We start from the raw sequence: 26,780 nt of genomic DNA on the forward strand, positions 1-26,780 counted from the left end.
ATGACCCCCCTGCTGCTGGGCGTGCTCGCCGTGCTGCTCGCCGGCCCGGTGCCGGCGCTGCTCGGGCGCGCGCCCTGGCTGCGGCGCACGCCGTACGCCGCCCTCGTGCTGTGGCAGGCCGTCGCGCTCGCCGCCGTGCTGGCGGCCCTCGGCGCGACCCTGGCGCTGGTGACGACCCACCTCCTGCCGAGCGACCGCAGCGTCCCGCACGCGGTGGAGTACGCCGTGGCCGTCGTCGCGCTCGGCGTCACCGGCCTCGTCGCCGGACGGCTGCTCGTCAGCGCGCACCGCACGGGCGCCGACCTGCGCCGCCTGCGCCGACGCCACGCCGACCAGGTGGACCTGCTCGGCCGCGCCCAGGCCGGCGGCGTGCGCGTGCTGGACGGCGACCTGCCCGTCGCCTACTGCCTGCCCGGCCTGCACCGCGGCCGCGTCGTCGTCTCGGAGGGCGTCATGGAGCGCCTGGACGGCGACGAGGTGGACGCCGTGCTCGCGCACGAGTGGGCGCACCTGCGGTTCCGCCACGACCTGGTCGTGGAGTTCTTCGACGTCCTGCACCGCGCCTTCCCGCGCTGGGTCTCGAGCCGGTCCGCGCTGGCCGAGGTGCGCCTGCTCGTCGAGATGTGCGCCGACCGCGCCGCGGCCCGCGAGGCCGGGCGCCGCCCGCTGGCGCAGGCGCTCGTGCAGCTCGCCGAGGCGCGCACGCCGGCGGCCGCCCTCGGTGCCGGCGACGGGCGCCGCGGCGACCTCCTCGCCCGCATCGAGGTGCTCGGCGACCCCGCGCCCCGTCGTGCCCAGGGTGCGGTGCTGCTCGCCGGCGCCCTCGCCCTGCTGGTGCTGCCGACGTGGCTGGTCGTCGCCCCGTGGCTGCTCACCGTCCTCCGGCTCGCCTGGGCCTGAGGGCGGGGCGTGAGGGCTGGGCGTGACGAGGTCGCCCCGCGACACGCTCCTGTGAAGCATGGTGCGGGTGTGACGATCGCCTAGGGTCCCGACCATGGCGACCCGTACGTCTTCCCCGCCGGGGTCGCGGAGCTCGAGCACGTCCAGGAACGGCGCGTCGCGAGGCGGCGCGCCCCGAGGTGGTTCGAGCAACCGCTCCCGGAGTACCGGCAAGTCAGGCCGGACCACCGCGTCGCGCGGCACGACCGCGCGGCGCCCACCGGCGCGCCCGGCGCCCCGGGCGGTGCGCAGCGGGCCCGGCCCCGTCCTGCGGTTCTTCGCGCTCGTCGGCCGCGGTCTCGTCGCGGCCTGGCTGGGGGTGGCCGGCGCCGTCGGCGGCGCCGCCCGCAGCATCGGCAACGCGGCCCGCGAGGTCGAGCCCGAGCACCGCCGCGACGGCGTCGGGCTGGCCCTGTTCGGGCTCGCCGTCGTGGTCGCCGGCGCGGTGTGGTGGCAGTTCTCGGGCGCCATGCTCGACACGGTCCGCACGGTCGTCGCCGGCTCGGTCGGCAAGCTCGCCGGCTTCGTGCCGCTCGCGCTCGTGTACGTCGGGTGGCGCAACATGCGCGACCCGGAGCGCAACGGCCCGGCCGGTCGCCAGGTGATCGGGTGGACCGCCCTCGCCTTCGGCGTGCTCGGGCTGGTCCACATCGCCAACGGCAGCCCCGAGCCCGTGCTCGGCGACACGAGCGAGCTGCAGGACGCCGGCGGTGCCATCGGCTTCGTCGTCTCGAGCCTGCTGCTCGACCTGCTCCGCACCAGCTGGGTCGTGGTGCCGCTGCTGGCGCTGCTCGCCTTCTTCGGCGTCCTCATCATCACCGCGACGCCCGTCTACCAGATCCCCGCGCGGCTGCGCGAGGCCCGCGACCGGCTGCTCGGCGCGCCCGGCGGCCACGACGCCGCCGCCCGCTCGGCCCACGACGACGAGATCGACCCCGAGGCCGGGGACCCGGCGTACGACACCCCGCTCGTCGGAGCCGCCAGCCGCAAGGAGAAGCGCGCCCAGCGCAAGGCGGAGAAGGAGGCCGAGGCCGCCGAGGCCGCCGAGGCCGCAGAGGCCGCCGCGGGCGCCGACGCCGGCCCTGACGCCATCGACTTCCTCGCCAGCCTCGACCTGTCCGACGAGCCGACCCCGGCCGACGGTCCCGCCGCCGCGGCGCCGGGGGCGGCCCCCGCCACGGGTGCCGTCGTCCCCACGCCGGTGCCCCGGGGTGGGGCCACCAGGGTGGAGAAGGGCGAGGCCAAGGGCGACCTCGAGCCGCCGCCGCACGCGCAGCTGCCGCCCCGCGTCGAGCAGCTCTCGCTGTCGGGGGACATCGCCTACTCGCTGCCGGGCAGCGAGGTCCTCAAGCCGGGCTCGGTGCACAAGGCCCGCTCGAAGGCCTCCGACGCCGTCGTCGAGCGCCTCACCCAGGTGCTCGAGGAGTTCACCATCGACGCCCAGGTGACGGGCTACACGCGCGGCCCGACGGTCACGCGGTACGAGGTCGAGCTCGGCCCGGCCGTCAAGGTCGAGAAGGTCACGGCGCTCAGCAAGAACATCGCGTACGCCGTCGCCTCGGCCGACGTCCGCATCCTGTCGCCGATCCCCGGCAAGTCCGCGATCGGCATCGAGATCCCGAACCTCGACAAGGAGATCGTCTCCCTCGGCGACGTGCTGCGCTCCGGCACGGCGCGTTCCGACCCGCACCCGATGATCGCCGGGCTCGGCAAGGACGTGGAGGGCCAGTTCGTCGTCGCCAACCTGGCCAAGATGCCCCACCTGCTGGTGGCCGGCGCGACGGGCTCGGGAAAGTCGAGCTTCATCAACTCGATGATCACGTCGCTGCTGATGCGGGCGACGCCCGACGAGGTGCGGATGATCATGGTCGACCCCAAGCGGGTCGAGCTGAACGCCTACGAGGGCGTCCCGCACCTCATCACGCCGATCATCACCGACCCGAAGAAGGCCGCCGAGGCGCTCGCCTGGGTCGTGCGCGAGATGGACATGCGCTACGACGACCTGGCCAACTTCGGGTTCCGCCACGTGGACGATTTCAACAAGGCGGTGCGGGCCGGAAAGGTCGAGCTGCCGCCGGGCAGCGAGCGGGTGCTCTCGCCGTACCCGTACCTCGTCGTCATCGTCGATGAGCTCGCCGACCTCATGATGGTCGCGCCGCGCGACGTCGAGGACGCGGTCGTGCGCATCACCCAGCTCGCCCGCGCCGCCGGCATCCACCTGGTGCTCGCGACGCAGCGGCCCTCGGTCGACGTCGTCACCGGCCTCATCAAGGCCAACGTGCCCTCACGGCTGGCGTTCGCGACCTCGTCGCTGGCCGACAGCCGCGTCATCCTCGACCAGCCGGGTGCCGAGAAGCTGGTCGGCCAGGGTGACGGGCTGTTCCTGCCGATGGGGGCCTCCAAGCCCATCCGCGTGCAGGGCTCCTGGGTCACCGAGGCCGAGATCGCGCACGTCGTCAAGCACTGCCGCGGGCAGCTCGAGCCGACGTACCGCGAGGACGTGACCGCGCCCGCGCAGAGCAAGCGGGAGCTCGACGACGACATCGGCGACGACCTCGACCTGGTGGTCCAGGCCGTGGAGCTCGTCGTGTCGACCCAGTTCGGCTCGACCTCGATGCTGCAGCGCAAGCTGCGGGTCGGGTTCGCCAAGGCCGGGCGACTGATGGACATCCTCGAGAGCAGGGGTGTCGTCGGCCCCAGCGAGGGGTCGAAGGCCCGCGACGTGCTGGTCAAGCCCGACGAGCTGGACTCCGTCATCGTGACCTTGCAGGGGGAGCAGTGAGCACGCACCACGCCCGCACCACGGCCGCACACGACCGGCCCGACCGGCCCGACCGGCACGACACCGACGCGCACGCCTCTGCGGCGCGCCGCGACCCGTTCGGCCTCGGCCTGCCCCGGCGACCGGACTGGGAGGCGCTCGGCGTCGTCCACGAGGCCGTCGAGCCGGGCGCCGGCGAGGACCTGGCCCCGGGCCAGGTCGTCGAGATCCGCCGCAGCGGCCTCGTCAGCGGCGCCATCGGCGTCGTCGCGGCCGGCCTCGCCGTCGCCTGGCTGAGCCGGGCCGCGGCCGACGGCGGCGTCGTCACCTGGGTCGTCACGGCGCTGCTCGCGCTCGTCGCGGTCGCCCACCTGTCGTCGTTCGTGGACGCCCGCGTGCCGCTGGCGGTGCTCGACGAGCACGGTGTGCGCATGCGCCTGGGCCGCACGTGGCAGGGCCTGCCGTGGGAGAGCGTCGACCACGTCGTGCACGTGCCGCGGGCCGGCCTGCTGCGGGACGGCTCCGTGCTGGTGGTGCCGTTCGAGACCGAGGCCGTGCTGGCCGGTCTCGACCGTCGTGCCCGCTGGCAGGCCTGGCTGGCGACGCGCTGGTACGGCGGCCCCTTCGCCCTCCCCGTCGGTCTGTCCACGCGCGTCGTGGGCACCGACGACGTCGCCACCTCGCTGCGCGACCTCGCCGACCCCGAGGTGCCCGTGCTGGTGCAGGAGGTGGAGCGCCCCGCGCCCGCTGACGAGGCTGCCGACGAGGCTGCCGAGGAGCCCCGCGACGAGTCCGCCGAGCCCGTCGCCGAGGCCGTCGCCAAGCCGGCCGAGCCGGCCGAGCCGGCCGCCGAGCCCGCCGTCGCGGCGCACGTCGTCGCGTCCGGCACGGCTCCCACCGCCGAGCCCGCCCCGCTGGCCCAGCCCGCCGAGCCCGTCCAGCCCGCCGAGCCCGTCCAGCCCGCCGAGCCCGCCACGGACGAGGAGCCCGACGCGGCGCCCGGCCACCGCCCCCGCCTGCGCCCCTGGGCCGCCGGCGTGATCGCGCGGCTGGGGGAGCGCCGTACCGCCCGCGTGGCCGACCGGGCACGCTCGGCGCAGCCCGGGCGCGACGCCGACCCGCTGGACGACGGGGCCGACGCCGACGGCGTCCACGCCGCCTCGACCCTCGACCGGCCCACGGGTGGCGCCACCGCGGTGTCGGTGCTCGACGAGCGGGCTGCGGCCGCCGTCGAGCCGTCCGCGGCCCCGTCGCCGCTGCGCGAGCCCCGCTCGGCCGTGCGCGCCGAGATCCACCGCGCGGCGCCCGAGCGCGTGCTGCCGGAGCAGGACGACCACCTGCGCCGTCCCGCCGACGACGGGCTCGCGGCGTACGAGCGCCCGTGGGAGCCGCTCCCACCCGCCGTCGTGGCCGACGAGCCCGAGCCGGAGCCCGAGGCACGGCGCGAGCCCGTCATCGGCCCCGTGCTGGCCGGGGCGCGCCGTCGCCTGGGCCTCAGCGTCGACCAGGTCGCGGAGCGCACCCGCATCCGCCCGCACGTGATCGAGGCCGTCGAGGTCGACGACTTCGCCCCGTGCGGCGGCGACTTCTACGCCCGCGGCCACCTGCGCACCCTCGCGCGCGTGCTGGGTGTCGACGCCGCCGAGCTGGTGCAGCGCTACGACGACGAGTACGCCGACGCCCCCATCGACGCCCGCCGGGTCTTCGAGGCCGAGCTGGCCACGGTGCCGGGCGGCTCGCTGCGCGCCACCCGGGGTGGCCCGAACTGGTCCGTGCTCGTGGCCGCGGTCATGGCCGTCGTGCTGCTCTGGTCGGTGGCCCAGCTGCTGCTCGACCGCGGCCCCGAGGTCGACACCGCCACCACCGGCACGGCGGGCCTGTCGGCCGGGTCGACGGTCGCGCCGGTGCCCGTCGCGCTCACGGGCGCCGAGGCGCCGGCGGAGGTGACGGTCCGCGACGGCGACGGTGAGGTCGTGTGGCAGGGCCAGCTGGCCGCGGGGGAGAGCCGCACGGTCGACGCGGCGCCGCCGGTGCGGATCTCCTCGTCCGACGGTGCGGTGCGCGCCGCTCTCGACGGCGCCGAGCCGGCCCCGCTGGGCCAGCCGGGCGACGCCGTGCAGCGCACGCTGGCCCCCTGACCGCCCGGCTTCCCGGCCCGTCGGCACGGGCCGCCCGTTTCGACTCCCGGCCCGCCGCCGGGGCATACTCGGCCCGGTCATGACTGCGCCGACGACACCCCTGACCGAGCGACCCGCTGCCCCCGCCGACCTCGCGGGAGCCGAGCCGCTCTCGGTGGCGATGGTGACCCTGGGGTGCGCCCGCAACGAGGTGGACTCCGAGGAGCTCGCCGGCCGCCTCGAGGCGGGTGGTTTCCGCCTCGTCGACGACCCCGACGCCGCGGACACCGTCGTCGTCAACACCTGCGGCTTCGTCGAGTCGGCCAAGAAGGACTCCGTCGACACGCTGCTCGCGGCCGCCGACCTCAAGGACGGCGGGCGCGCCCAGGCCGTCGTCGCGGTGGGCTGCCTCGCGGAGCGGTACGGCGCGGAGCTCGCCGCCGAGCTGCCCGAGGCCGACGCCGTGCTCGGCTTCGACGACTACCCCGACATCGCCGCGCGGCTGCGCTCGATCGTCGCGGGGGAGGCCCACCACCCGCACACGCCGACCGACCGGCGGCGCCTGCTGCCGATCAGCCCCGTCGAGCGCGGCGACGCCGTCGTCGCCTCCGGGCTGAGCGTGCCCGGCCACGGCGCCGAGGCGCTCGTCATCGACCCCGCCGACCCGCTCGACGACGTCGCGCCGGCCAGCGGTCCGCGGGTGTACCGGCGCCGCCTCGAGAACGGGCCGACGGCGCCGCTCAAGCTGGCCAGCGGCTGCGACCGCCGCTGCACCTTCTGCGCCATCCCGGCCTTCCGCGGCTCGTTCGTCAGCCGTCGTCCCGCCGACGTGCTGGGCGAGGCCCGCTGGCTCGCGGGCGAGGGCGTGCGCGAGCTGTTCCTCGTCAGCGAGAACTCGACGTCGTACGGCAAGGACCTCGGCGACGTGAAGCTGCTCGAGACCGTGCTGCCCGAGCTCGCGGCGATCGAGGGCGTGGCCCGCGTGCGCGTGTCCTACCTGCAGCCGGCCGAGACGCGCCCGGGGCTGATCCGCGCGATCGCGACGACGCCGGGCGTCGTCCCCTACTTCGACCTGTCGTTCCAGCACGCGAGCAACCCGGTGCTGCGCCGGATGCGCCGCTTCGGCGACCCGGAGAGCTTCCTCGCCCTGCTCGACCGCATCCGCGGCCTGGCCCCCGAGGCGGGCGTCCGCTCCAACGTCATCGTCGGCTTCCCCGGGGAGACCGAGGAGGACCTCGAGGTGCTGTGCGACTTCCTGGAGGCCGCCCGTCTCGACGTCACCGGGGTGTTCGGCTACTCCGACGAGGACGGCACCGAGGCTGCGGACCTCGACGGCAAGCACGACGAGGACGAGGTGCGGGCCCGCACCGAGCACGTCACGGCGCTGGTGGAGGAGCTCACGGCGCAGCGCGCCGAGGAGCGGATCGGCGAGCACGTCGAGGTGCTGGTGGAGCGCACGGGCGACGAGGGCACCGAGGGCCGCGCGGCCCACCAGGGCCCCGAGGTGGACGGCACGACGACCCTCGTCGACGCCGACGGCGCTGCCGTGGACGCCCGCGTGGGCGACCTCGTGCGCGCCGTGGTCGTGGCCAGCGAGGGCGTCGACCTCGTGGCCCAGGTGAGGGAGGACCCGCGATGACGGACGCCCCGGTGAAGGTCAGCAACTACAACCTGCCGAACGCCCTCACGACGCTGCGCATCGTGCTCGTGCCGTTCTTCGGCTGGGCGCTGCTCGTCGACGGCGGGGACTCGGTGCTGTGGCGCACGGTCGCGTGGGCGATCTTCTTCGTCGCGATGGTGACGGACAAGGTCGACGGCGACCTGGCCCGCGCGCGCAACATGGTGACCGACTTCGGCAAGATCGCGGACCCCATCGCCGACAAGGCGATCACGGGCATGGCCTTCGTCGGTCTCGCGATCGTCGGCGACATCTGGTGGTGGGTCGCGATCGTCGTGCTGGTGCGCGAGTGGAGCGTCACCCTGCTGCGGCTGTCCGTCGCCAAGCAGGTCGTCATCGCGGCGGCCCGCAGCGGCAAGATCAAGACGGTTCTGCAGGCGTTCGCCCTCGGGCTCCTCGCGCTGCCGCTGCGGCAGGTGGACGGGTGGCTCGACGTGCCCGGCGAGGTCGTCTTCCACGCCGCCCAGGCCCTGCTGGCCGCCGCGGTCGTCATGACCCTGTGGTCGGGCTATGAGTTCTTCCGCGACCTGGTCAAGCAGCGCGACGTGCTGCGCCGCGCCCCCCGCGCCTGACGCGTCCCGAGGGCGTGGACGCGCCGCTGACGGAACCGTTACCGACCGTTCACCGGGAGGCGTTGACCTGGTCGTCGGACCGGGATGGGATGACCGGGTCTCCCCTCTGACCGGACGCCGGCTCGGCGTGCGTCCGCACCTGCCGAAAGGTCGCTCGTGTCCGTACCTCCGCAGAACCCGCCAGCCCGCGCGCGTCGCGCGACGAGGAGTCGCGTCCGCCGCGGCCTCGCCGCCGGCCTCGGCGCCGGCGTCGCCGCCACGTGCCTCGTGGCGGCACCCTCCCAGGCCAACCCGGCCGGCACCGGTCTCGTCATCAGCGAGGTGTACGGCGGTGGCGGCAACTCCGGCGCCGCCTTCAGCAACGACTTCATCGAGCTCTACAACCCCACGGGTGCGGCGATCTCGCTGGACGGCCTGGCGCTGCAGTACCGCTCTGCCGCCGGCGGCAGCGGCGGCGTGCAGTCGCTGACGGGCTCGGTCGCCCCGGGCTCGTACTTCCTCGTGCAGGCAGCGGCCGGGTCCAACACGACGCTGCCCGCGCTGCCGTCGCCCGACGCGAGCGTGCCGTTCAACATGTCGGGCAGCGCCGGTCAGGTGCTGCTGCTCAACGGCACCAGCGCCTTCACCGGCTCGGGCGACCTGGCCGGCAACCCGGCGCTCGTCGACGCGATCGGCTGGGGGTCCGCCACGACCAGCTTCGAGACCGCTCCCGCGGCGGGCACGGCGAACGCGACCAGCGTCGCGCGCACCGCGCCGGGCACCGACAGCGACAGCAACACCGCCGACTTCCGCGTGGGTGCACCGACCCCGCAGGCCTCCGGCGCCGCGCCGGACCCCGACCCGGAGCCGGACCCGGAGCCCGAGACCCCGACCGCGGTCACCATCGCCCAGATCCAGGGCACGGGTGCGAGCACCCCGCTGGCCGGCCAGCGGGTGTCCACCACCGGTGTCGTCACCGCGGCCTACCCGACCGGCGGCTTCAACGGTTTCTACGTCCAGACCGCCGGCACCGGCGGCGCGGCCAAGGCGGCCGGCTCGGCCTCCGACGCGGTGTTCGTGTACGGCGGGTCCTCCGGCTTCGCGACGTACCCCGCGGTCGGCGACTCGGTCCAGGTGGTCGGCACCGCCACGGAGTTCGCGTCGCAGACCCAGGTCGACGCCAGCGCCGGCTCGTGGACCGAGCTGTCCACGCCGCTCACCGCCGTGACCCCGCGCGCCTTCGCGCTCCCCGGGACGGGCGCCGCGCGCGAGATGTACGAGGGCGAGCTCGTGGCGCCCACCGAGACCTACACGGTCACGAACAACTACAACCTCAACAACTTCGCCGAGATCGGCCTCGCGCTCGGCGACCTGCCGCTGCTGACGCCGACCGAGGTGGCCGACCCGCAGGACGCGGAGGCCATCGCGGCCGTGCAGGCCGACAACGCCGCGCGTGCCGTCACCCTCGACGACGGCGCCAGCACGAACTTCCTCTCCAGCTCGAACGGCGGGGCGAACAAGGACATCCCGCTGCCCTGGATCACCCAGGAGCGCTCGGTGCGGGTCAACGCGGGCGCCGAGATCACCGCGCCGGTCGTCTTCGACTTCCGCAACAGCACGTGGAAGTACCAGCCGACCACGCAGCTGACGGCGCAGGGCACCGCCCCGGCGACGTTCGAGGACACCCGCACCGCGGCTCCGGAGGAGGTGGGCGGCGACCTGCAGCTCGCCACCTTCAACGTGCTGAACTACTTCAGCACCACCGGTGAGGACTTCGTCGAGTCGGGCCTCGGCACCTGCTCGTTCTACACGGACCGTGACGGCGCCCCCGTCACGAACAACCGCTGCGACCCCGACGGCCCGCGCGGTGCCGCCGACCAGGAGAACCTGGAGCGCCAGCAGGCGAAGATCGTCGCGGCCATCAACGCCATCGACGCCGACGTGATGTCGCTGGAGGAGATCGAGAACTCGGCGGCCTTCGGCCAGAACCGCGACCTGGCGCTGGCGACGCTGGTGGAGGCGCTCAACGCCGACGCCGGCGAGACCCGCTGGGCGTTCGTCCCCTCCCCGCGTGACGTGCCGGAGGAGGAGGACGTCATCCGCACGGCGTTCATCTACCAGCGCGCCGACGTCGAGACGGTGGGCTCCTCGCGGATCCTGCTCGACTCGACCGCGTTCGCGAACGCCCGCCGGCCGCTGGCCCAGGCGTTCAAGGCCCGCGGGGCGGACGACTCCTCGGCGTTCACCGTCGTCGTCAACCACTTCAAGTCCAAGGGCGACTCGACCCCGCCCGCCACGGGCGACAACGCCAACGGTCTCCAGGGCGCCTTCAACGGCGACCGCACCCGCCAGGCGCAGGCGCTGACCACGTTCGCGGACGAGGTGGCGGCCGAGGTCGGCACCGAGGCCGTGTTCCTCGCCGGTGACTTCAACTCGTACTCGATGGAGGACCCGATCCAGGTCCTCGAGGAGGCGGGCTACACCAACCTGTCGTCCGACGACGAGTGGAGCTACAGCTTCAGCGGCCAGTCGGGCTCGCTGGACCACGTGCTCGCGAACGAGGCGGCGCTGGCCACGGTCACGGGCTCGGACATCTGGGAGATCAACGCCGTCGAGCCGATCTCCTACGAGTACAGCCGGTACAACTACAACGCCACCGACTTCTACTCGCCCGACCCGTACCGCTCGTCGGACCACGAGCCGCACGTGATCGGCATCAGCGCCGACCAGGCCCCGGTCGAGTCGACGGTCGTCACCTCGCCCACCACGGGTGCCTACGGCGACGCCATCCGCATCCCCGTCGAGATCGACACCGAGGGCGCCGGCACCGGCACCGTCGAGGCGATCTGGGGCGGTCGGGTCCTCGGCAGCGCCGAGGTCGTCGACGGTCGCGCGACCATCGTGCTGCCGCGCCGCCAGCTCCTCCCGAACACCTACCGCATCGGTCTGCGCTACTCGGGCGACACCACGACGTACCCGTCGACCGGCGGCGTCGTGCTGACGGTGGACAAGGCGCGCTCCGTGCTCGTCACGGCCGCCTGGCCGCAGCCGATCGCCCCCGGTGCCCGCGGCACGCTCGGCATCGAGGTCGGGAACTCCTCGGGTGCCCGGGCCAACGGCTGGGTCAACGTCGTGTACGGCGGCCAGGCCCAGCGGGTGCAGGTCGTCAACGGCTTCGCCCGGGTGTCGCTGCCGCCGGTCCGCACCGCGGGCTGGCAGCGCGCCAGCATCTACTACGAGGGCAACGCCACCATCAACCCCGCGTTCGCCACGCTGGGGGTGAAGGTCGGACGCTGACGCGACCGCCATGATGGGGGGATGACCATCCCCACCGTCCCTGCCGAGGCCCTCGACGCGCTGGTCGCGTCGGGGGCCTCGCTCGCTGTCGCGGAGTCGTTGACGGGCGGGCGCCTCGCGGCCGCGCTCACGGGCGTCCCGGGCGCCTCCCGCGTGTTCCGCGGGGGAGTCGTGGCCTACGCCAGCGACGTGAAGGTCGCGGTGCTCGGCGTGCCCTCGCTGGTGGTCGAGACCGACGGGGTGGTGTCCGCCCGGTGCGCGGCGGCGATGGCGGCCGGCGTACGACGCCTGCTCGGCGCGACGTGGGGCGTCGCGACCACGGGCGTGGCCGGTCCCGACCCGCAGGAGGGGCACCCGCCCGGCACGGTGTTCGTCGGCATCGCCGGCCCCACCGGACCCGCGCGGGCGCAGCGCCTCCACCTGGCCGGCGACCGCGCAGCCGTCCAGGACGCCAGCGTCGCCGGAGCGTTGGCGCTGCTGCTGTCCGAGGTGTCGAGGCTCCCGCGGGATGAAACGGCCATCGGGTAGCGTTGCACCCCACGCGAGGGACCGAGGTGAAAGGACGGCGCATGGTGCTCTTCCGACGCTCGTTGGGTGACGTCCTCCGTCGTGAGCGCGTGCAGCGCGGCATGACGCTGCGCGAGGTCTCCGCGGGAGCCCGCGTGAGCCTGGGCTACATCTCCGAGATCGAGCGCGGCCAGAAGGAGGCGTCGTCGGAGCTGCTCGCGTCGCTCTGCGCCGCCCTCGAGGTGCCGCTCTCCGACGTCCTGCGCGAGGTCAGCCTCGAGGTGGCGCGCGAGGAGTCCGTGGTGCTCGCCGCCGCGACCCCGCTCAAGGTGCACCCGCGCCCGGCCGCCGGCGAGGTCGTCGCCTCCGCCGCCTAGGCCTCGGGCCGCCGCCCGTCCGGTCCACCACCGCCCGTCCGAGCCCCGCTCGGGCGGGCGGTGTCGCTCACTGCTCCGGCTGGCAGTGAGGGCACCAGTACGTCGTGCGCTCGCCCCGGTCGGGGTGCTCGTCGTCGGTGCGCAGCTGGCGGACGACCGGCGTGCCGCAGCGCCGGCAGGGCTTGCGGGCCCGCCCATACACCCACAGCTCGCGGCCCGGGCGCGTGTCCCCGGTGGTGCACCGCACCGCCCGGTCCTTGTTGAGCACGAGCATCTGGTGCGCCCGCTGCACGAGCCGCTCGGGCCGGGCCACCGCGCCCACCGGCGTCGCCGGGTGGACACCGGCGACGAAGCACAGCTCGTTGGCGAAGACGTTGCCCACGCCGGCGAGCGAGCGCTGCTCGAGGAGGGCCTCGACGACCGGCCGCCCCGCGTCCGCGAGCAGCCGCCGCGTGGCCTCGTCGGCGTCCCAGTCCGGCCCCAGGAGATCGGGCCCGAGGTGGCCCACGACCTCGTCCTCGTGGGCGGTCAGCACCAGGTCGACGACCCCGAGCGCGAAGCCGACGGCGCTGACGTCACCGCTGCGCAGCACCACGCGGGCCTCGTGCGCGGGGCGCCGCCAGCGCTGACCGGCGGCGTACGTGTGCCAGACCCCCTCCATCTTGAGGTGGGTGTGGAGGGTCCACTCCCCGGTGTCGTGCTCGAGGCGGGTCAGCAGGTGCTTGCCGCGCGGGACCGTCGCCACGTGCCGGGAGCCGGCGAGGTCGACCGTCGCCAGCCGCGGCACCCGCAGGTCGACGACGTCGAGCACCCGCCCGGCCAGGGCGCGGTCGAGCCCGCGGGCGGCGCGGTAGACGGTGTCACCCTCGGGCACGGAGGTGCAGCCCCTTCGGCGTCGTGGTGAACCCGGCGGCGGCCAGCGCCCGGCGCAGCGGGGTGTCGGGGGCCCCCAGCAGCTGGCTGCCGTCGGCCTGCTCGACGGTGAGGCGCCCGAGACCGCCGCGGCGCACGGTGCCGGCCAGGCCGTGGGCGGCCCGGGTCAGGGTGTCGGAGTCGTCGGTGAACGTCAGCAGCGTGCGCCCGCCCCGCTCGACGTACAGCACGAGCTCGCCGTCCACGAGCACGACGACGGCGCCGGCCTTGCGCCCGGGGCGGTGCCCGCTCGCGCGGCCCGGGGCGTCGGTGCCGCCCGCGCCGTCGGTCGCGGCGTCGGCGGCCGGGCGGTCGGGCCAGGCGAGCGCCGCGCCGAACGGGTTGGCCGGGTCGGTCGCGGCCAGCACGTGCGTCGCCGGGGGCGTCGACGAGCCGTCCACGCCGCCGGCGGGCTCGGCGAACGTGCGCAGGCGGTCGACGGCGCCCGTGGTGCCGAACTGGGCGGCGCCCAGGCTGCCGACGAAGTAGCCCCGCCGGCACCGTCCGGACTCCTCGAACGCGGAGAGCACCTTGTAGACGGCCGCGAACCCGCCCGGCAGGCGCTCGCTGACCGCCGCGCCGCGGGTGACGACGCCGTGGCGGGCCAGCATCAGCTCCGCGGCGGCGTGACCCCGGCGGGTCGCGTCGTCGTCCGCCTCCGGCACGAGCGACCAGCGGCCGGACGTGCCGACGGGGACGCCGCCGGAGCGGGGCGTCGCCGGACGGGCGGTCCCGCCCCCCAGCGGCCCCCGGCCGCGCACCCCGACACCGCGCGAGCGGGGCGCGGGTCGCCGGGAACGGTGCGCGCCGGAGCCACCCACGCGGTCGCGCACGGGGGAGAACGTGTCGTTGGTGACCCGCCCCGCCCACACGAGGTCCCACAGCGCGGCGGCGAGGGCGCCGTCGTCCAGGGTGCCGGCGGCCTGGCCCAGCTGGCGGAAGAAGTAGGCGCCACCCGGCTGGAGCGCCTCGAGCACCCGGTCGTGCAGCTCGGACGCGTCGTACGGCGCGGGCAGCGGCACCGTGAGGTCGGCGCTGTCCGCGAGGTGCAGCGAGACCCAGCCGTCCGCGCCCGGGAGCGCGCCGTGCCCGGCCCAGATCACCTCGCCGCTCGCGGTGAGCTCGTCGAGGTACGCCGGCACGTAGTCACGCACCCGCGCCGGCAGCACGAGCGTCTCCCACGCCGAGGCGGGCACCGCGCACCCGGCGAGCTGGTCGACGGCGGTGAGCACCCCGTCGACGCCGTGCAGCCCGCCCCGGCGCGCCGGTTGCCGCGGCATCGGACGCGACCCGTCGGGCTGCGGCTGCTCGGCCTCGGCCACCTGCTGCCAGGCGGGCAGGAAGCGGCCGAGGGCACCCGGGTCGACGGGCTCGACCTCCTGGCGCAGCCGGGCCAGCGAGCGACGGCGCACGCGGCGCAGCACCTCGGCGTCGCACCACTCGCCGCCGCTGCCGCCCGGCCGGAACTCGCCGTCGACCACGCGGCCCTGGGCGCCGAGCCGCACCAGGGTGGTGGTGACGACGGCCGGACCGAGACCGAACCGATCCGCGACGTCGGCGGTGGTGAACGGCCCGTGGCTGCGGGCGTAGCGGGCGACCAGGTCGCCGAGCGGGTCCTCGACCTGCTCGCCGAACACCTCCGGGACCCCCGGGGGGACCGGGACGCCGAGCGCGTCGCGCAGGCGGGCCACGTCCTCGACCACCGCGTGCCGCTCCTCGCCCGCGACGCGGACCGTGACGACGCGGCGGGCCTCGACGAGCGCCGCCACCCAGGCGGCCGTCTCGTCCGGGTCGGCGGTCGAACGGGCGACGACCTCCTCGGGGGTGAGCGGGCCGACGAGGCGCAGGAGGTCGGCGACGCCCTCGGCGTCCCGGGCGCGCCGGTCGGGCGCGAGCCGCTGGAGCTCGGCCTCGACCTCGGCCAGCACCTCGGGGTCCAGCAGGTCGCGCAGCTCGGTGCGGCCCAGCAGCTCCGCCAGGAGGGTGGGGTCGAGCGACAGGGCGGCAGCCCGACGTTCCGCGAGCGGGGAGTCGCCCTCGTAGAGGAACTGCGCGACGTACCCGAACAGCAGGGTGCGGGCGAACGGCGACGGGGAGGGCGTCTCGACGTCCACGAGCTGCACCTCGCGCCGCTCGACCTGCGCCTGGAGCCCGAGGAGGCCGGGCAGGTCGTAGACGTCCTGCAGGCACTCACGCACCGTCTCGAGCACGACGGGGAACGCCGGGTACTTCGACGCCACCTCCAGCAGCTGCGAGGCCCGCTGCCGCTGCTGCCACAGCGGGGAGCGGCGGCCGGGGTCGCGGCGGGGGAGCAGCAGGGCCCGCGCCGCGGACTCGCGGAAGCGGGACGCGAACAGCGACGACGAGCCGACCTCGGCGGTCACCAGGTCGTTGAGCTCGTCCGCCTCGAACGCGAACACCTCGGCGCCGGGCGGGTCCTCGCCGGTGTCGGGCAGGCGCACGACGATGCCGTCGTCGAACGCGGTGGCCTGGCCGTCGACGCCGGTGCGCTCGCGGATCCGGGCGTTGACCGCGAGCGCCCACGGGGCGTGGACCGGCACGCCGTACGGCGAGTGGAGCACGAGGCGCCAGTCGCCGAGCTCGTCGCGGAAGCGCTCGAGCAGCAGGGTGCGGTCCGACGGCAGCACGTTGGTCGCCTCGCGCTGCTCCGCGACGTACTCCACCAGGTTGTGCGCGGCGTTGGCGTCGAGGCCCCGCTCCCGCACCAGCGCCACGGCCTCGGCCCGGGGCAGCCCACCCAGCTCTCGGTGCAGCGCCCCCACCGCGGCGCCGAGCTCGGCGGGGCGGCCGGGGGAGTCGCCCTTCCAGAAGGGCAGGCGCCCGGGAACGCCCGGCGCGGGCGTGACGAGCACGCGGTCGTGGGTGATGTCCTCGATGCGCCAGCTGGTCGCGCCCAGCGCGAACACGTCGCCGACGCGGGACTCGTAGACCATCTCCTCGTCGAGCTCGCCGACGCGTCGTCCGCCGCGGGCGTTCTTGTCGTCGGCGCCGCCGGTGACGAGGAAGACGCCGAAGAGGCCACGGTCGGGGATCGTGCCGCCGCTGGTCACGGCGAGCCGCTGCGCGCCGGGCCGGGCCGTCAGGGTGCCGGCGACCCGGTCCCACACGACGCGGGGCCGCAGCTCGGCGAACTCGTCGGAGGGGTAGCGCCCGCTCAGCAGGTCCAGCGTCGCGTCGAACGCGCTGCGGGGCAGGGTCGCGTACGGCGCGGCCCGCCGCACCAGGGCGTAGAGCGCGTCGACGTCGATCGGCTCGAGCGCCACGGTGGCGACCACCTGCTGCGCCAGGACGTCCAGCGGGTTCGCGGGCACGCGCAGCGCCTCGATGGCGCCGGAGCGCATGCTCGCCACGGCGACGGCCGTGGGGGCCAGGTCGGCGCGGTGCTGGGGGAACAGGACGCCGCGGGAGACCTCGCCGACCTGGTGCCCGGCCCGGCCGACGCGCTGGAGCGCGCTCGCGACGCTGGGCGGCGAGCCGATCTGCACGACGAGGTCGACGGCGCCCATGTCGATGCCCAGCTCGAGGCTGCTCGTCGCGACGACCGCGGGCAGGCGCCCGCTCTTGAGATCGTCCTCGATGAGCGCCCGCTGCTCCTTGGAGACCGACCCGTGGTGGGCCCGGGCGACCAGCGGCGCCGCACCCGTCGTGGTGCCCGACTGCGCGACGGCCTCGGCCGGGAAGCGCGCGGGCCGCTGCGGCAGGTCGTCGGCGTCGTGGTCGGCGTCGTGGTCGGCGTCGTGGTCGGCGTCGTGGCCGGGCCCGTCGGGCTCGGCGGCCGCGCGCTCCTCGTGCCGCTCGGCCGCCAGCTCGTTGAGGCGGGCGGTCAGGCGCTCGGCGACCCGGCGCGAGTTGGCGAAGACGATGGTGGAGCGGTGGGCCTCGACGAGGTCGAGCACGCGGTTCTCCACGTGCGGCCAGATCGACGAGGCGGCGCGACCGCTGTCGGGGTCGGTCTCGTCGTACTCGCCCGGAGTCGTCATGTCCTCGACCGGGACGGCGACCTCGAGCTCCCACGCCTTCTCCGAGGGCGGCGCGACGACGTCGACCGGGGCGCCGCCGCCGAGGAAGCGCGCCACCTCCTCGATGGGGCGCACGGTCGCGGAGAGCCCGATCCGCTGGGCGGGCTGCGGCAGGAGGGCGTCCAGCCGCTCGAGGGTGACCGCGAGGTGGGCCCCGCGCTTGCTGCCGGCGACGGCGTGCACCTCGTCGAGGATCACGGTCTCGACGCCCCGCAGGCTCTCGCGGGCCTGGGAGGTGAGCATGAGGAAGAGGGACTCGGGGGTGGTGATGAGGATGTCGGGCGGCCGGGTGCCGAGGCGGCGGCGGTCGGCGGCCGACGTGTCGCCCGAGCGCACCCCGACGGCCACCGGTGGCACCTCGACACCGAGACGCTCGCCGGTCGCGCGGATGCCCACGAGGGGGGAGCGCAGGTTGCGCTCGACGTCGACGGCGAGGGCCTTCAGGGGCGAGACGTAGAGCACCCGGCAGCGGTGAGCGGCCTCCTCCGGCGGGGGCGTCGAGAACAACCGGTCGATGGCCGACAGGAACGCCGAGAGGGTCTTGCCCGAGCCCGTGGGTGCGACGACCAGCGCGTGCCGGCCGGTGCCGATCGCGTTCCAGGCGCCCTCCTGCGCGGGCGTCGGCGCGGGGAACGCGGCGCGGAACCACGCCTGCGTCACCGGGCTGAAGCGCTCCAGCGCCGAGGGGGGTCCGACCATGCCGGACATCTTGACAGGCCGCACCGACAGTCCCGGACCGCTGCGCCCGGGGCCGCCCGGGGCCGCCCCGGGTCAGTCGAGGACGGCGTCGCCCGTCGGGATGTTGACGAGCATCCGCTGGTAGAACGCCATGTCGACCCAGTGGTCGAACTTGTTGCCGACCTCCTTGAACTCGCCGACCTTGGCGAACCCGCACGCCACGTGCAGCCGCTCGCTGGCGGGGTTCGGCAGCGCGACGGCCGCGATCGCGGTGTGCACGCCGGAGACCGCCATGGTCTGCAGCAGGGCCGGGTAGAGCATCCGGCCGACGCCGCGGCCGCGCACCGAGCCGTCGAGGTAGATCGACGTCTCCCGCGTCAGCGCGTAGGCGGGACGGGGGCGGAACGACCAGGAGTAGGCGTAGCCCACCGCGTGGTCGTGTGCGTCGACGGCGACGAGGAGGTGGTCGCCCGGGTGCTCGCCGTCGAGGCGGGCGCGCCAGTAGTCGGTGTCGGGGGGCTCGAGGTCGAACGTGGCGAGCGAGTGCTCGACGGCGTGGTTGTAGATGGCGGCGATCCGGGGCAGGTCGCGCTCGTTCGCGGAGCGGGTCGCGTACTCGGCCATCCGCCCATCATCGCCCAGGTGGGCCTTGAGAGGATGCGGGGGTGAGCAGCTCGTGGGAGGCGCCGGCGCCGGACCTCAAGGACTGGACCTGGGTCCTGGACCGGCCGTGCCCCGACTGCGGGACCGCCAGCGGCGCCCTCGACGTCGAGGACCTGCCGTCGCTGCTGTCCGTCACGGCCGAGGCGTGGCACCGCGTCCTGGCCCGCCCGGGCGCCGCGGAGCGGCCGCGGCCGGGCACGTGGTCCCCGCTGGAGTACGGCGCGCACGTCCGCGACGTGCACCGGGTCTTCGACGAGCGCCTGGCGCTCGTGCTGGGGACCGACCCCGGGCCGGCCCGGTTCGCGAACTGGGACCAGGACGCGGCCGCCGTCGCCGGGCGCTACCACGAGCAGGACCCGGCGGTGGTGGCCGACGAGCTGGCCGAGGCCGCCGAGGAGGTGGCGCACCGCTACGCGCAGGTGGGTCCCGGCGACCTCGCCCGCACGGGCCTGCGCAGCAACGGCTCCGCCTTCACCCTGGTCTCGCTGGGGCAGTACCACCTGCACGACGTCGTCCACCACCTGCACGACGTCGGCTCCCCGGTGCGGGACGCCCTGCCCGCCGCCGCCCGTACGGCGCCGCGCACCCCCGCGGCCCCGCCGGCGGTCGCGACGCCGGGGGAGCGGGCGTGAGGCACACCGAGCTCTGGGCGCGTCTCGAGGTCGCGGTCGGTCCCCGCCTCGCACGCTCCTGGGCCCAGACGCAGGTGCACCCGGCGCTCGGCAACCGCACGGTGGTGGAGGCGCTCGACGCCGGGGTCGACCCGCGCGAGGTCTGGGCGGTGGTGCACCGCGCGCTCGAGCTGCCCGACTCCGAGCGCTGAGCGGGGCGACCCGGACGCGCCGACACGCCGCGCACGGGTCCTGCCTGACATCGAACACCTGTTCGTCTACGCTTTTCCCACACAGGCACGAGATCGGGTCGAGATCTCCCCAGGCGCCGGCGGCACACCACCGTTGTCGGTGGCTCGTCCTAGCGTCGTGCCCACGCGAACGACACAGGCAGCGCACGCTGCCGCTGGACTCGGGCCACGAGCTCGGAGGGGATGGACACCATGGCTGGTGCAGACCGCGGCAAGGCGCTCGACACGGCGCTCGCGAGCATCGAGAAGCAGTTCGGCAAGGGCTCGGTGATGCGTCTGGGTGACGACGCCCGCGCTCCCCTGGAGGTCATCCCGACGGGCTCGATCGCCCTCGACGTGGCCCTCGGCCTCGGCGGGCTCCCGCGCGGGCGCGTCGTCGAGATCTACGGCCCGGAGTCGTCGGGAAAGACGACCGTCGCGCTCCACGCGGTCGCCAGCGCCCAGCGCGCCGGGGGCATCGTGGCGTTCATCGACGCGGAGCACGCGCTCGACCCCGACTACGCGAAGGCGCTGGGCGTCGACACCGACGCGCTCCTCGTCTCGCAGCCCGACTCGGGCGAGCAGGCGCTGGAGATCGCCGACATGCTGGTGCGCTCCGGCGCGCTCTCCCTCATCGTCATCGACTCGGTCGCGGCGCTCGTGCCCCGCGCCGAGATCGAGGGCGAGATGGGTGACAGCCACGTCGGTCTCCAGGCCCGCCTCATGAGCCAGGCGCTCCGCAAGATGACCGGTGCGCTCAACGGCGCCGGCACGACGGCGATCTTCATCAACCAGCTGCGCGAGAAGATCGGCGTCATGTTCGGCTCGCCCGAGACCACCACGGGTGGCCGGGCGCTGAAGTTCTACTCCTCGGTCCGCCTCGACGTGCGGCGCATCGAGACGCTGAAGGACGGCACTGACTCGGTCGGCAACCGCACCCGCGTGAAGGTCGTGAAGAACAAGGTCGCACCGCCGTTCAAGCAGGCCGAGTTCGACATCATGTACGGCAAGGGCATCAGCCGCGAGGGTGGCCTCATCGACGTGGGCGTGGAGTCGGGCCTCGTCCGCAAGGCGGGTGCCTGGTACACCTACGACGGCGACCAGCTGGGCCAGGGCAAGGAGAACGCGCGCAACTTCCTGCGCGACAACCCCGACCTGGCCGACGAGCTGGAGAAGAAGATCCTCGAGAAGCTCGGCGTGGGTCCGCAGGTCGACCAGCCGGCGGAGCCGATCGGCGTCGATGACTTCTGATCCCGCCGAGCTGCGCGCGCTGCTCGACGCCCCTCCGCCGCCCGACCCGGTGGCGGAGGGCCCCGACGCCGACGTCGAGCAGGTCGCCCGCACGATCCTGCTCGACCAGCTGACGGGGCGGGCGCGCAGCCGCAAGGAGCTGGCCGACAAGCTGGCCGCGCGCGAGGTCCCGGCGGACGTCGCGAGCCGCCTCCTCGACCGGTTCGAGGAGGTCGGCCTCGTCGACGACGCCGCCTTCGCCCGCACGTGGGTGGACGGGCGCCGGTCCGCGAAGGGCCTGGCGCGCCGGGCGCTGGCCCAGGAGCTGCGCCGCAAGGGCGTCGACGACGAGGTCGCCCGCGAGGCCCTCGACGAGATCGAGCCCGACGACGAGACGGCGACGGCCCGGGCGCTGGTGCGCAAGCGGCTCCGCTCCCTCTCGGGGGTCGAGGCCCCGGTGGCCACCCGTCGCCTCGTCGGCATGCTCGCCCGGAAGGGGTACAGCCCCGGCACGGCGTACGCCGTCGTCAGCGACGAGCTGCGCCGCCAGGGCCGCGAGGTCGACGACTCCGACCACGAGCCGGCCGACGACTGAGCCCCGGGTGCCATAGTGGCGCGGTGGACACCTCGCTGCTGCGCGCACCCGACGGCGCCTTCTCCCTGGCCGACATCGACCCGGGCGCCACGCCCGGCTTCGACGGCGGCAAGGCCGCGGGCAAGGAGGAGCTGAGCACGGTCGTCGCCGAGCTCACCGACCTGCAGGAGCGTCTCTTCGCCGAGGGACGCACCCGGCCCGACGCACGACGCGTGCTGCTCGTGCTGCAGGGGATGGACACGTCCGGCAAGGGCGGCACGGTGCGGAAGGTGATCGGGTCCCTGGACCCGCAGGGCGTGGCGATCGCCTCCTTCGGCACCCCGACGCCCGAGGAGCTCGAGCACGACTTCCTGTGGCGCGTCCGCTCGCGGCTGCCGGCCCCGGGCCGCATCGGCGTGTTCGACCGCTCGCACTACGAGGACGTGCTCATCGCCCGGGTGCGCTCACTGGTGCCGGCCGAGGAGGTGGACCGCCGCTACGCAGCGATCCGCGACTTCGAGGCCGACCTGGTCGCCGACGGCGTCCGCGTCGTCAAGGTGATGCTGCACATCTCGCCCGAGGAGCAGCGCGACCGGCTGCTCGCCCGTCTCGACGAGCCCGCGAAGCACTGGAAGTTCAGCCCGGCCGACATCGACGACCGCGCCCTGTGGGCCGACTACCAGGGGGCCTACGAGCGGGCGATCACCGAGACGCACCGGCCCGGGGCGCCGTGGCACGTCGTACCCGCCGAGTCGAAGTGGTACCGCAACCTGGCGGTGGCCCACCTGCTGCTGGCCGAGCTGCGGGCGCTGGACCTGCAGTGGCCCACCGCGTCGTTCGACCCCGCCGAGCAGCGCCGTCGGCTGGTCGAGGAGGACCCGCTGTCGTGATCCCGCTCCAGCACGTCACGCGGTACGTCGCGCCGCTGCGGGAGGGGGGGAGCCTGCCCGGCCTCGTCGAGGCCGACGACCTCGGCACCTACGTGTGCAAGTTCCGTGGTGCCGGCCAGGGCCTGCGGGTGCTCGTCGCGGAGGTCGTCGTCAGCGGGCTCGCCCAGCGTCTCGACATCCCCACCCCGCGGCTCGTCGCCCTGGAGCTGCACCGCGACCTGGCCCGCTACGAGGCCGACGAGGAGGTCCAGGACCTGCTGCGGGCCAGCGTCGGTCTGAACCTGGGGGTCGACTTCCTGCCCGGGGCCTTCGGGTTCGACCGGTCCGTCGAGGAGGACACGGAGGTGGCACCACGCATCCTGTGGCTCGACGCGCTGACGGCCAACGTCGACCGCTCGTGGCGCAACCCCAACCTGCTGCGGTGGCACGGGCGCACCTGGGCGATCGACCACGGGGCCTCGCTCTACTTCCACCACGCGTGGAGCGGCGGAGTCACCGACCCGGCCCGGTTCGCGGCGCAGCGCTGGGACGTCAGCGACCACGTCTTCGCCGACCGCGCCGGCGACCTCGCCGAGGTCGACGCCCGGGGCCGTGCACTGCTGGGCCCCGACGTCCTCGCCGACGTGGTGGCCCAGGTGCCGGACGAGTGGCTCGAGCCCGTGCCGGGAGCCGCGACCCCCGCGGAGCTGCGCGCGGCGTACGTGCGCTTCCTCGGCGCCCGCCTCGGCACCCGCGCCTGGCTGCCGGGAGCCGACGCGTGAGCGGGGAGCGGTCGCCGTACCAGTACGTCGTGCTCCGCTGCGTGCCGCGCGTGGACCGCGAGGAGTTCCTCAACGTCGGCGTGCTGCTCTACTGCGAGGCGCGCAGCTTCCTCGCCGTGGCGTGGCACGTCGACGAGGAGCGGCTCACCGCCGCCTTCCCCGCCCTCGACCTCGCCACCCTGTGCCGGGCGCTCGACTTCGTCGACGGGGTCTGCGCCGCCGACGAGCGGGCGGGGTCGGCGGCGACGCACCCGATCGGCGTGCGCTTCGGCTTCCTCAAGGCGCCGCGCAGCACCGTCGTGCAGCCCGGCCCCGTGCACGGCGGGCTGACGACGGATCCCGCAGCCGAGCTCGCCCGGCTGCGGGACCTGCTGGTGTGACGGCTCAGACGGGCACGAGCTCCACGGCGCCGACGGCGTAGCGGGCCAGGACGACGCGCGCCACCTCGGGGTGGGCGCCGAGCGGCTCGGAGACCGCGACGGCGCCGGCCTCGAGGGCCAGCTCGGCGGCGCGGTCCGGCAGCATGCCCGGCGCGAGGAACAGGGAGGCCACCGCGATGTGACGGCGACCCTCCCCGCGGAACGCCCGCACGGCCTCGCCGGTCGCCGGCGGCGCGGTCGAGGCGAACGCGGCGCTGACCGGCAGCTTGTGACGAGCACCCCAGACGCGGGCTAGGCGGGCCACCGCCTGGTTCGCCAGCGCGTCGCTGGAGCCGGCGGCGGCCAGCACGAGCGCGTCGAGCTCGCGCACCCGCGCCGAGCTCAAGGCCGCGCGCAGGCGCTCGTCGAGCACCTGCAGGAACGCCGCCTCGAGCCCGAGGATGGCCGAGGCCCGGATGCCGAGCCCCTCGTGGCGCGCCGCGGCCTCGGCGATGGCCGCGGGGACGTCGACCTTCGCGTGGTAGGCGTCGGAGAGGAGCAGGGGGACGACGACGATCTCGTCGTGGCCCGCGCGCACCAGGTCGTCGACGACGTCCTGGAAGCCCGGGCGGGCCAGCTCGAGGAACGCCGGCTCGACCGTGAGGTCGGGGCGCTGCGCGCGCACCTCGGCGACGAGGGCGCGGACGGTGGCGGCGGAGCGGGGATCGCGGCTGCCGTGGGCGAGGGCGATGAGTGCAGGAGCGGCCATGACGGCCTCCTTCCTGAGGTCCGGCCGGGGTGGCCGGGGGCGGGGTGGTGCGGGGTGGGGCGCGCTCCGTGCCCGGGGGCGCGCCGTGGGGTGGTCGCGGTGGGGGTGCTCGGCCGGTGGGCCGGCATCACATGTGGATGCCGCACTCCGTCTTGTTGGTGCCCGCCCAGCGACCGCTCCGGGGGTCGTCGCCGGGGGCCACCCGTCGGGTACACGGCCAGCACCCGATGGACGGGTAGCCGTCGTAGGCCAGCGGGTTCACCAGCACACCGTTCTCCTCGATGTAGCGCTCGACGTCGTCGTCGCTCCACCGCGCGATCGGGGAGACCTTCACCTTCTTCTTCTTCGCGTCCCACCCCACGACGGGGGCGATGACGCGGTTGCTGGTCTCGGCGCGGCGCAGGCCGGTGGCCCACGCGTCGTACCCGTCGAGCGAGGAGCGCAGCGGCTCCACCTTGCGCAGGGCGCAGCACAGGTCGGGATCGCGCTTGTAGAGCTCGGGCCCGTGCTCCGCGTCCTGCTCGGCGACGGTGCGCGTGGGGCCGATGGTGATGACGTTGACGTCCATCGTCGCCGCGACCGCGTCCCGCGTGCCGATCGTCTCGGCGAAGTGGTAGCCGGTGTCGAGGAACACGACGTCGATGCCCGGCGCGACCTTCGCCGCGAGGTGGGACAGGACCGCGTCGCCCATGGAGGACGTCAGGCAGAAGCGCTCGCCGAACGTCGCGAAGGCCCACTCGATGATGTCCTCCGCCGGGGCGAGCTCGAGCTCGGCACCGACGTGCTGGACGATCTCGCGCAGCTCCTCCGACGAGCGGCCCTCCGTCTGGCTCCCGCGGTTCGCGCGGGCCACCTGGGTGGCGATCATGCGGGTGCTCCCTTCGTGATGCCGGCCGGGCGCGGCAGGCGCCCGATCATGCGCAGGGAGAAGGCGCGCAGGCAGCTGCGGCATTCCCAGGCGCCGGCGGGGGACGTGACCTCGCCCGTCGTGGGGTCGGTCGTCTCGTGCGGGCGGAGGTCCTCCTCCGCGCAGTAGGGGCAGTGGTACGGCGCCGCGCGCTCAGACACCGGCCACCTCCGGCTCCCGGGCGGGCTCGGCCGGCTCGCCGCGCAGGAGCGCCTCGTCGGCGCGCACCACCCAGTCGGCGAAGCTCTCGCCGTCGGTGCGGTCGCCGAGGTAGCCCTGCACCACCGCCGTGATGTAGTCGTCCAGCCCGGCGCTCGTCACCTTGTGGGCCCGCAGCTTGCGGCCGAAGTTCGAGTTGAGGCCCGTCGCGCCGCCGAGGTGGACCTGGAAGCCCTCGACCTGGCGGCCGTCGTCGTCCAGGACGAGCTGGCCCTTGAGGCCGAAGTCGGCGACCTGGGTGCGGGCGCAGGCGTTGGGGCAGCCGTTGACGTTGACCGTGATCGGCACGTCGAGGTCGGGCACGCGCTCCTCGAGCGAGGCGATGAGGTCGCGGCTGCGGTCCTTCGTGTCGACGATCGCGAGCTTGCAGTACTCGATGCCCGTGCAGGCCATCGTGTTGCGCCGCCAGTTGGAGGGGCGCGCGCTGAGGCCGATGGCCTCCGTCGCCGCGACGAAGTCCTCGACGACGTCGGGCGCCACGCCGAGGACGACGATCTTCTGGTACGCCGTGAGCCGCGCGCCGGCCGCGCCGTACTGCTCGACGAGGTCGCCCAGCGCCGTCAGCACCGTGCCGGAGATGCGCCCGACCGTCGGCGCGAGGCCGACGTAGTAGGCGCCGTCCTTCTGCGCGTGCACGCCGACGTGGTCGCTCTGGCGCACCGGCGCCTCGGGCGACGGGTTGTCGACGAGGGTGCGGTGCAGGTACTCCGTCTCGAGCACCTCGCGGAACTTCTCCGGGCCCCAGTCGGCCAGCAGGAACTTCAGGCGGGCCTTGGAGCGCAGGCGGCGGTAGCCGTAGTCGCGGAAGACACCCGCGACGCCGGCCCACACGTCCGGGACGTCGTCGAGCGCTATCCACACGCCGAGCTTGTGGGCGAGCATCGGGTTCGTCGAGAGCCCGCCGCCGACCCACAGGTCGAAGCCCGGGCCCAGCTCGGGGTGCACCGTGCCGACGAACGACACGTCGTTGGTCTCGGGCGAGACGTCGTGGCTGGGGTGGCCGGTCAGCGCCGTCTTGAACTTGCGGGGGAAGTTCGAGAACTCCGGGTCGCCGATGTAGCGCCGCTTGATCTCCTCGAGCGCCGCGGTGCCGTCGATGATCTCGTCGGCGGCGACGCCGGCGACGGGGGAGCCGAGGAACGGGCGGGGGGAGTCGCCGCACGCCTCGGTGGTGTCGAGGCCGGAGGCGTCGAGGATGTCCCAGATCGTCGGCACGTCCTCCACGCGGATCCAGTGGTACTGGATGTTCGCCCGGTCGGTGACGTCCGCGGTGTCGCGGGCGAACTCGGTGCCGACCCGGCCGAGCGCCCGCAGCGCGTCGGCGCCGAGCAGTGCGCCGTCGGAGCGCACGCGCATCATGAAGTAGCGGTCGTCGAGCTCCTCCTCCTCGAGCGTGGCGGTCTTGCCGCCGTCGAAGCCCGGGGCCCGCTGGGTGTAGAGACCCATCCAGCGGAAGCGGCCGCGCAGGTCGGCCGGGTCGATCGAGTCGAAGCCGCGCTTGGAGTAGATGTTGATGATGCGCGCCCGCACGTTGAGCGGGTTGTCGTCCTTCTTGGACTGCTCGTTCTTGTTCAACGGCTCCGTGTAGCCGAGCGCCCACTGGCCCTCGCCGCGCTTGCGGCGGGGCGCGGCGGGGCGGCGCTGGGCGGGGGTTGCCGGGGTGCTCACAGCCAGGATCCTTCGCGGGGATGCGGGATCGCAGGTATCAGG

The 26,780-nt window shown here is 75.0% G+C and carries 22 protein-coding genes; 15 read left to right on the forward strand and 7 right to left on the reverse strand.

The genetic code is table 11. From position 1 onward, the window contains the following. From INN71_RS09990 to INN71_RS10025, 8 genes are all read left to right on the forward strand, one after another. Window positions 1-900, forward strand: coding sequence for a M56 family metallopeptidase (locus INN71_RS09990; protein ID WP_301800172.1), 900 nt, complete (start codon window positions 1-3; stop codon window positions 898-900). Between the two features lie 94 nt (window positions 901-994). Continuing rightward, complete coding sequence (locus tag INN71_RS09995) at window positions 995-3,721, forward strand: DNA translocase FtsK (protein WP_277501070.1); 2,727 nt, start codon at window positions 995-997, stop codon at window positions 3,719-3,721. Next, window positions 3,718-5,838, forward strand: a complete 2,121-nt coding sequence (locus tag INN71_RS10000; protein WP_277501071.1) for a RodZ domain-containing protein — start codon at window positions 3,718-3,720, stop codon at window positions 5,836-5,838. The genes INN71_RS09995 and INN71_RS10000 overlap by 4 nt, the downstream gene beginning before the upstream one ends. A 160-nt stretch (window positions 5,839-5,998) precedes the next feature. Further along, on the forward strand, window positions 5,999-7,456 hold the full coding sequence (rimO, locus tag INN71_RS10005) for a 30S ribosomal protein S12 methylthiotransferase RimO (protein ID WP_277501078.1): 1,458 nt from the start codon (window positions 5,999-6,001) through the stop codon (window positions 7,454-7,456). Continuing rightward, entirely contained in the window at window positions 7,453-8,067 is a 615-nt protein-coding gene (gene pgsA, locus INN71_RS10010) for a CDP-diacylglycerol--glycerol-3-phosphate 3-phosphatidyltransferase (protein WP_277501072.1), read from the forward strand. The genes rimO and pgsA overlap by 4 nt, the downstream gene beginning before the upstream one ends. 156 nt (window positions 8,068-8,223) lie before the next feature. After that, entirely contained in the window at window positions 8,224-11,343 is a 3,120-nt protein-coding gene (locus INN71_RS10015; protein ID WP_277501073.1) for an ExeM/NucH family extracellular endonuclease, read from the forward strand. Between the two features lie 21 nt (window positions 11,344-11,364). Beyond that, window positions 11,365-11,871 (forward strand): CinA family protein, encoded by a 507-nt coding sequence (locus tag INN71_RS10020; RefSeq protein WP_277501074.1) that lies wholly within the window; start codon window positions 11,365-11,367, stop codon window positions 11,869-11,871. Between the two features lie 41 nt (window positions 11,872-11,912). Then, the gene (locus tag INN71_RS10025; protein WP_277501075.1) at window positions 11,913-12,227 is read left to right on the forward strand and encodes a helix-turn-helix domain-containing protein; all 315 of its coding nucleotides are present in this window, start codon (window positions 11,913-11,915) and stop codon (window positions 12,225-12,227) included. A gap of 67 nt (window positions 12,228-12,294) precedes the next feature. Here INN71_RS10025 and INN71_RS10030 read toward each other — a convergent pair whose 3' ends face one another. The 3 genes from INN71_RS10030 to INN71_RS10040 form a co-directional block, all read right to left on the reverse strand. Beyond that, window positions 12,295-13,101: a DNA-formamidopyrimidine glycosylase family protein gene (locus INN71_RS10030; protein ID WP_277501076.1), complete on the reverse strand. Its 807-nt coding sequence runs from the start codon at window positions 13,099-13,101 to the stop codon at window positions 12,295-12,297. Further along, a complete protein-coding gene (locus INN71_RS10035; RefSeq protein ID WP_301800180.1) occupies window positions 13,088-17,878 on the reverse strand; it encodes an ATP-dependent helicase in 4,791 nt (1,596 codons plus the stop codon). The genes INN71_RS10030 and INN71_RS10035 overlap by 14 nt, the downstream gene beginning before the upstream one ends. A gap of 72 nt (window positions 17,879-17,950) precedes the next feature. Continuing rightward, complete coding sequence (locus tag INN71_RS10040; RefSeq protein ID WP_277498252.1) at window positions 17,951-18,481, reverse strand: GNAT family N-acetyltransferase; 531 nt, start codon at window positions 18,479-18,481, stop codon at window positions 17,951-17,953. Between the two features lie 41 nt (window positions 18,482-18,522). Between INN71_RS10040 and INN71_RS10045 the strand changes: the two genes are divergently transcribed. From INN71_RS10045 to INN71_RS10075, 7 genes are all read left to right on the forward strand, one after another. Continuing rightward, window positions 18,523-19,152, forward strand: a complete 630-nt coding sequence (locus tag INN71_RS10045; RefSeq protein ID WP_277498253.1) for a DinB family protein — start codon at window positions 18,523-18,525, stop codon at window positions 19,150-19,152. Beyond that, window positions 19,149-19,343 carry a DUF3046 domain-containing protein gene (locus INN71_RS10050; RefSeq protein WP_277498254.1) on the forward strand — a complete coding sequence of 65 codons (195 nt, stop codon included), beginning with the start codon at window positions 19,149-19,151 and terminating at the stop codon, window positions 19,341-19,343. Before INN71_RS10045 ends, INN71_RS10050 begins: the two co-directional genes overlap by 4 nt. 231 nt (window positions 19,344-19,574) lie before the next feature. Then, window positions 19,575-20,612 carry a recombinase RecA gene (gene recA, locus INN71_RS10055; protein ID WP_277498255.1) on the forward strand — a complete coding sequence of 346 codons (1,038 nt, stop codon included), beginning with the start codon at window positions 19,575-19,577 and terminating at the stop codon, window positions 20,610-20,612. Beyond that, window positions 20,602-21,186: a regulatory protein RecX gene (locus tag INN71_RS10060; protein WP_277498256.1), complete on the forward strand. Its 585-nt coding sequence runs from the start codon at window positions 20,602-20,604 to the stop codon at window positions 21,184-21,186. Before recA ends, INN71_RS10060 begins: the two co-directional genes overlap by 11 nt. Before the next feature lie 23 nt (window positions 21,187-21,209). Continuing rightward, window positions 21,210-22,055, forward strand: a complete 846-nt coding sequence (locus INN71_RS10065; protein ID WP_277498257.1) for a PPK2 family polyphosphate kinase — start codon at window positions 21,210-21,212, stop codon at window positions 22,053-22,055. After that, complete coding sequence (locus INN71_RS10070; protein ID WP_277498259.1) at window positions 22,052-22,816, forward strand: HipA family kinase; 765 nt, start codon at window positions 22,052-22,054, stop codon at window positions 22,814-22,816. Before INN71_RS10065 ends, INN71_RS10070 begins: the two co-directional genes overlap by 4 nt. After that, entirely contained in the window at window positions 22,813-23,196 is a 384-nt protein-coding gene (locus INN71_RS10075) for a DUF3037 domain-containing protein (protein ID WP_277498260.1), read from the forward strand. Before INN71_RS10070 ends, INN71_RS10075 begins: the two co-directional genes overlap by 4 nt. 4 nt (window positions 23,197-23,200) lie before the next feature. Here INN71_RS10075 and INN71_RS10080 read toward each other — a convergent pair whose 3' ends face one another. The 4 genes from INN71_RS10080 to INN71_RS10095 all read right to left on the reverse strand — a co-directional run bounded on the left by INN71_RS10080 (window position 23,201) and on the right by INN71_RS10095 (window position 26,738). Beyond that, window positions 23,201-23,944, reverse strand: a complete 744-nt coding sequence (locus INN71_RS10080; RefSeq protein ID WP_277498261.1) for a sirohydrochlorin chelatase — start codon at window positions 23,942-23,944, stop codon at window positions 23,201-23,203. Window positions 23,945-24,071: 127 nt separating this feature from the next. Further along, window positions 24,072-24,812 carry a phosphoadenylyl-sulfate reductase gene (locus INN71_RS10085; protein WP_277498263.1) on the reverse strand — a complete coding sequence of 247 codons (741 nt, stop codon included), beginning with the start codon at window positions 24,810-24,812 and terminating at the stop codon, window positions 24,072-24,074. Continuing rightward, window positions 24,809-25,012, reverse strand: a complete 204-nt coding sequence (locus INN71_RS10090) for a hypothetical protein (protein ID WP_277498264.1) — start codon at window positions 25,010-25,012, stop codon at window positions 24,809-24,811. Before INN71_RS10090 ends, INN71_RS10085 begins: the two co-directional genes overlap by 4 nt. Continuing rightward, window positions 25,005-26,738 (reverse strand): nitrite/sulfite reductase, encoded by a 1,734-nt coding sequence (locus tag INN71_RS10095; RefSeq protein WP_277498265.1) that lies wholly within the window; start codon window positions 26,736-26,738, stop codon window positions 25,005-25,007. Before INN71_RS10095 ends, INN71_RS10090 begins: the two co-directional genes overlap by 8 nt. Window positions 26,739-26,780 lie beyond the last annotated feature (42 nt).

The sequence above is a fragment of the Nocardioides sp. ChNu-153 genome (assembly GCF_030466625.1).
Lineage (GTDB): Bacteria > Actinomycetota > Actinomycetes > Propionibacteriales > Nocardioidaceae > Nocardioides.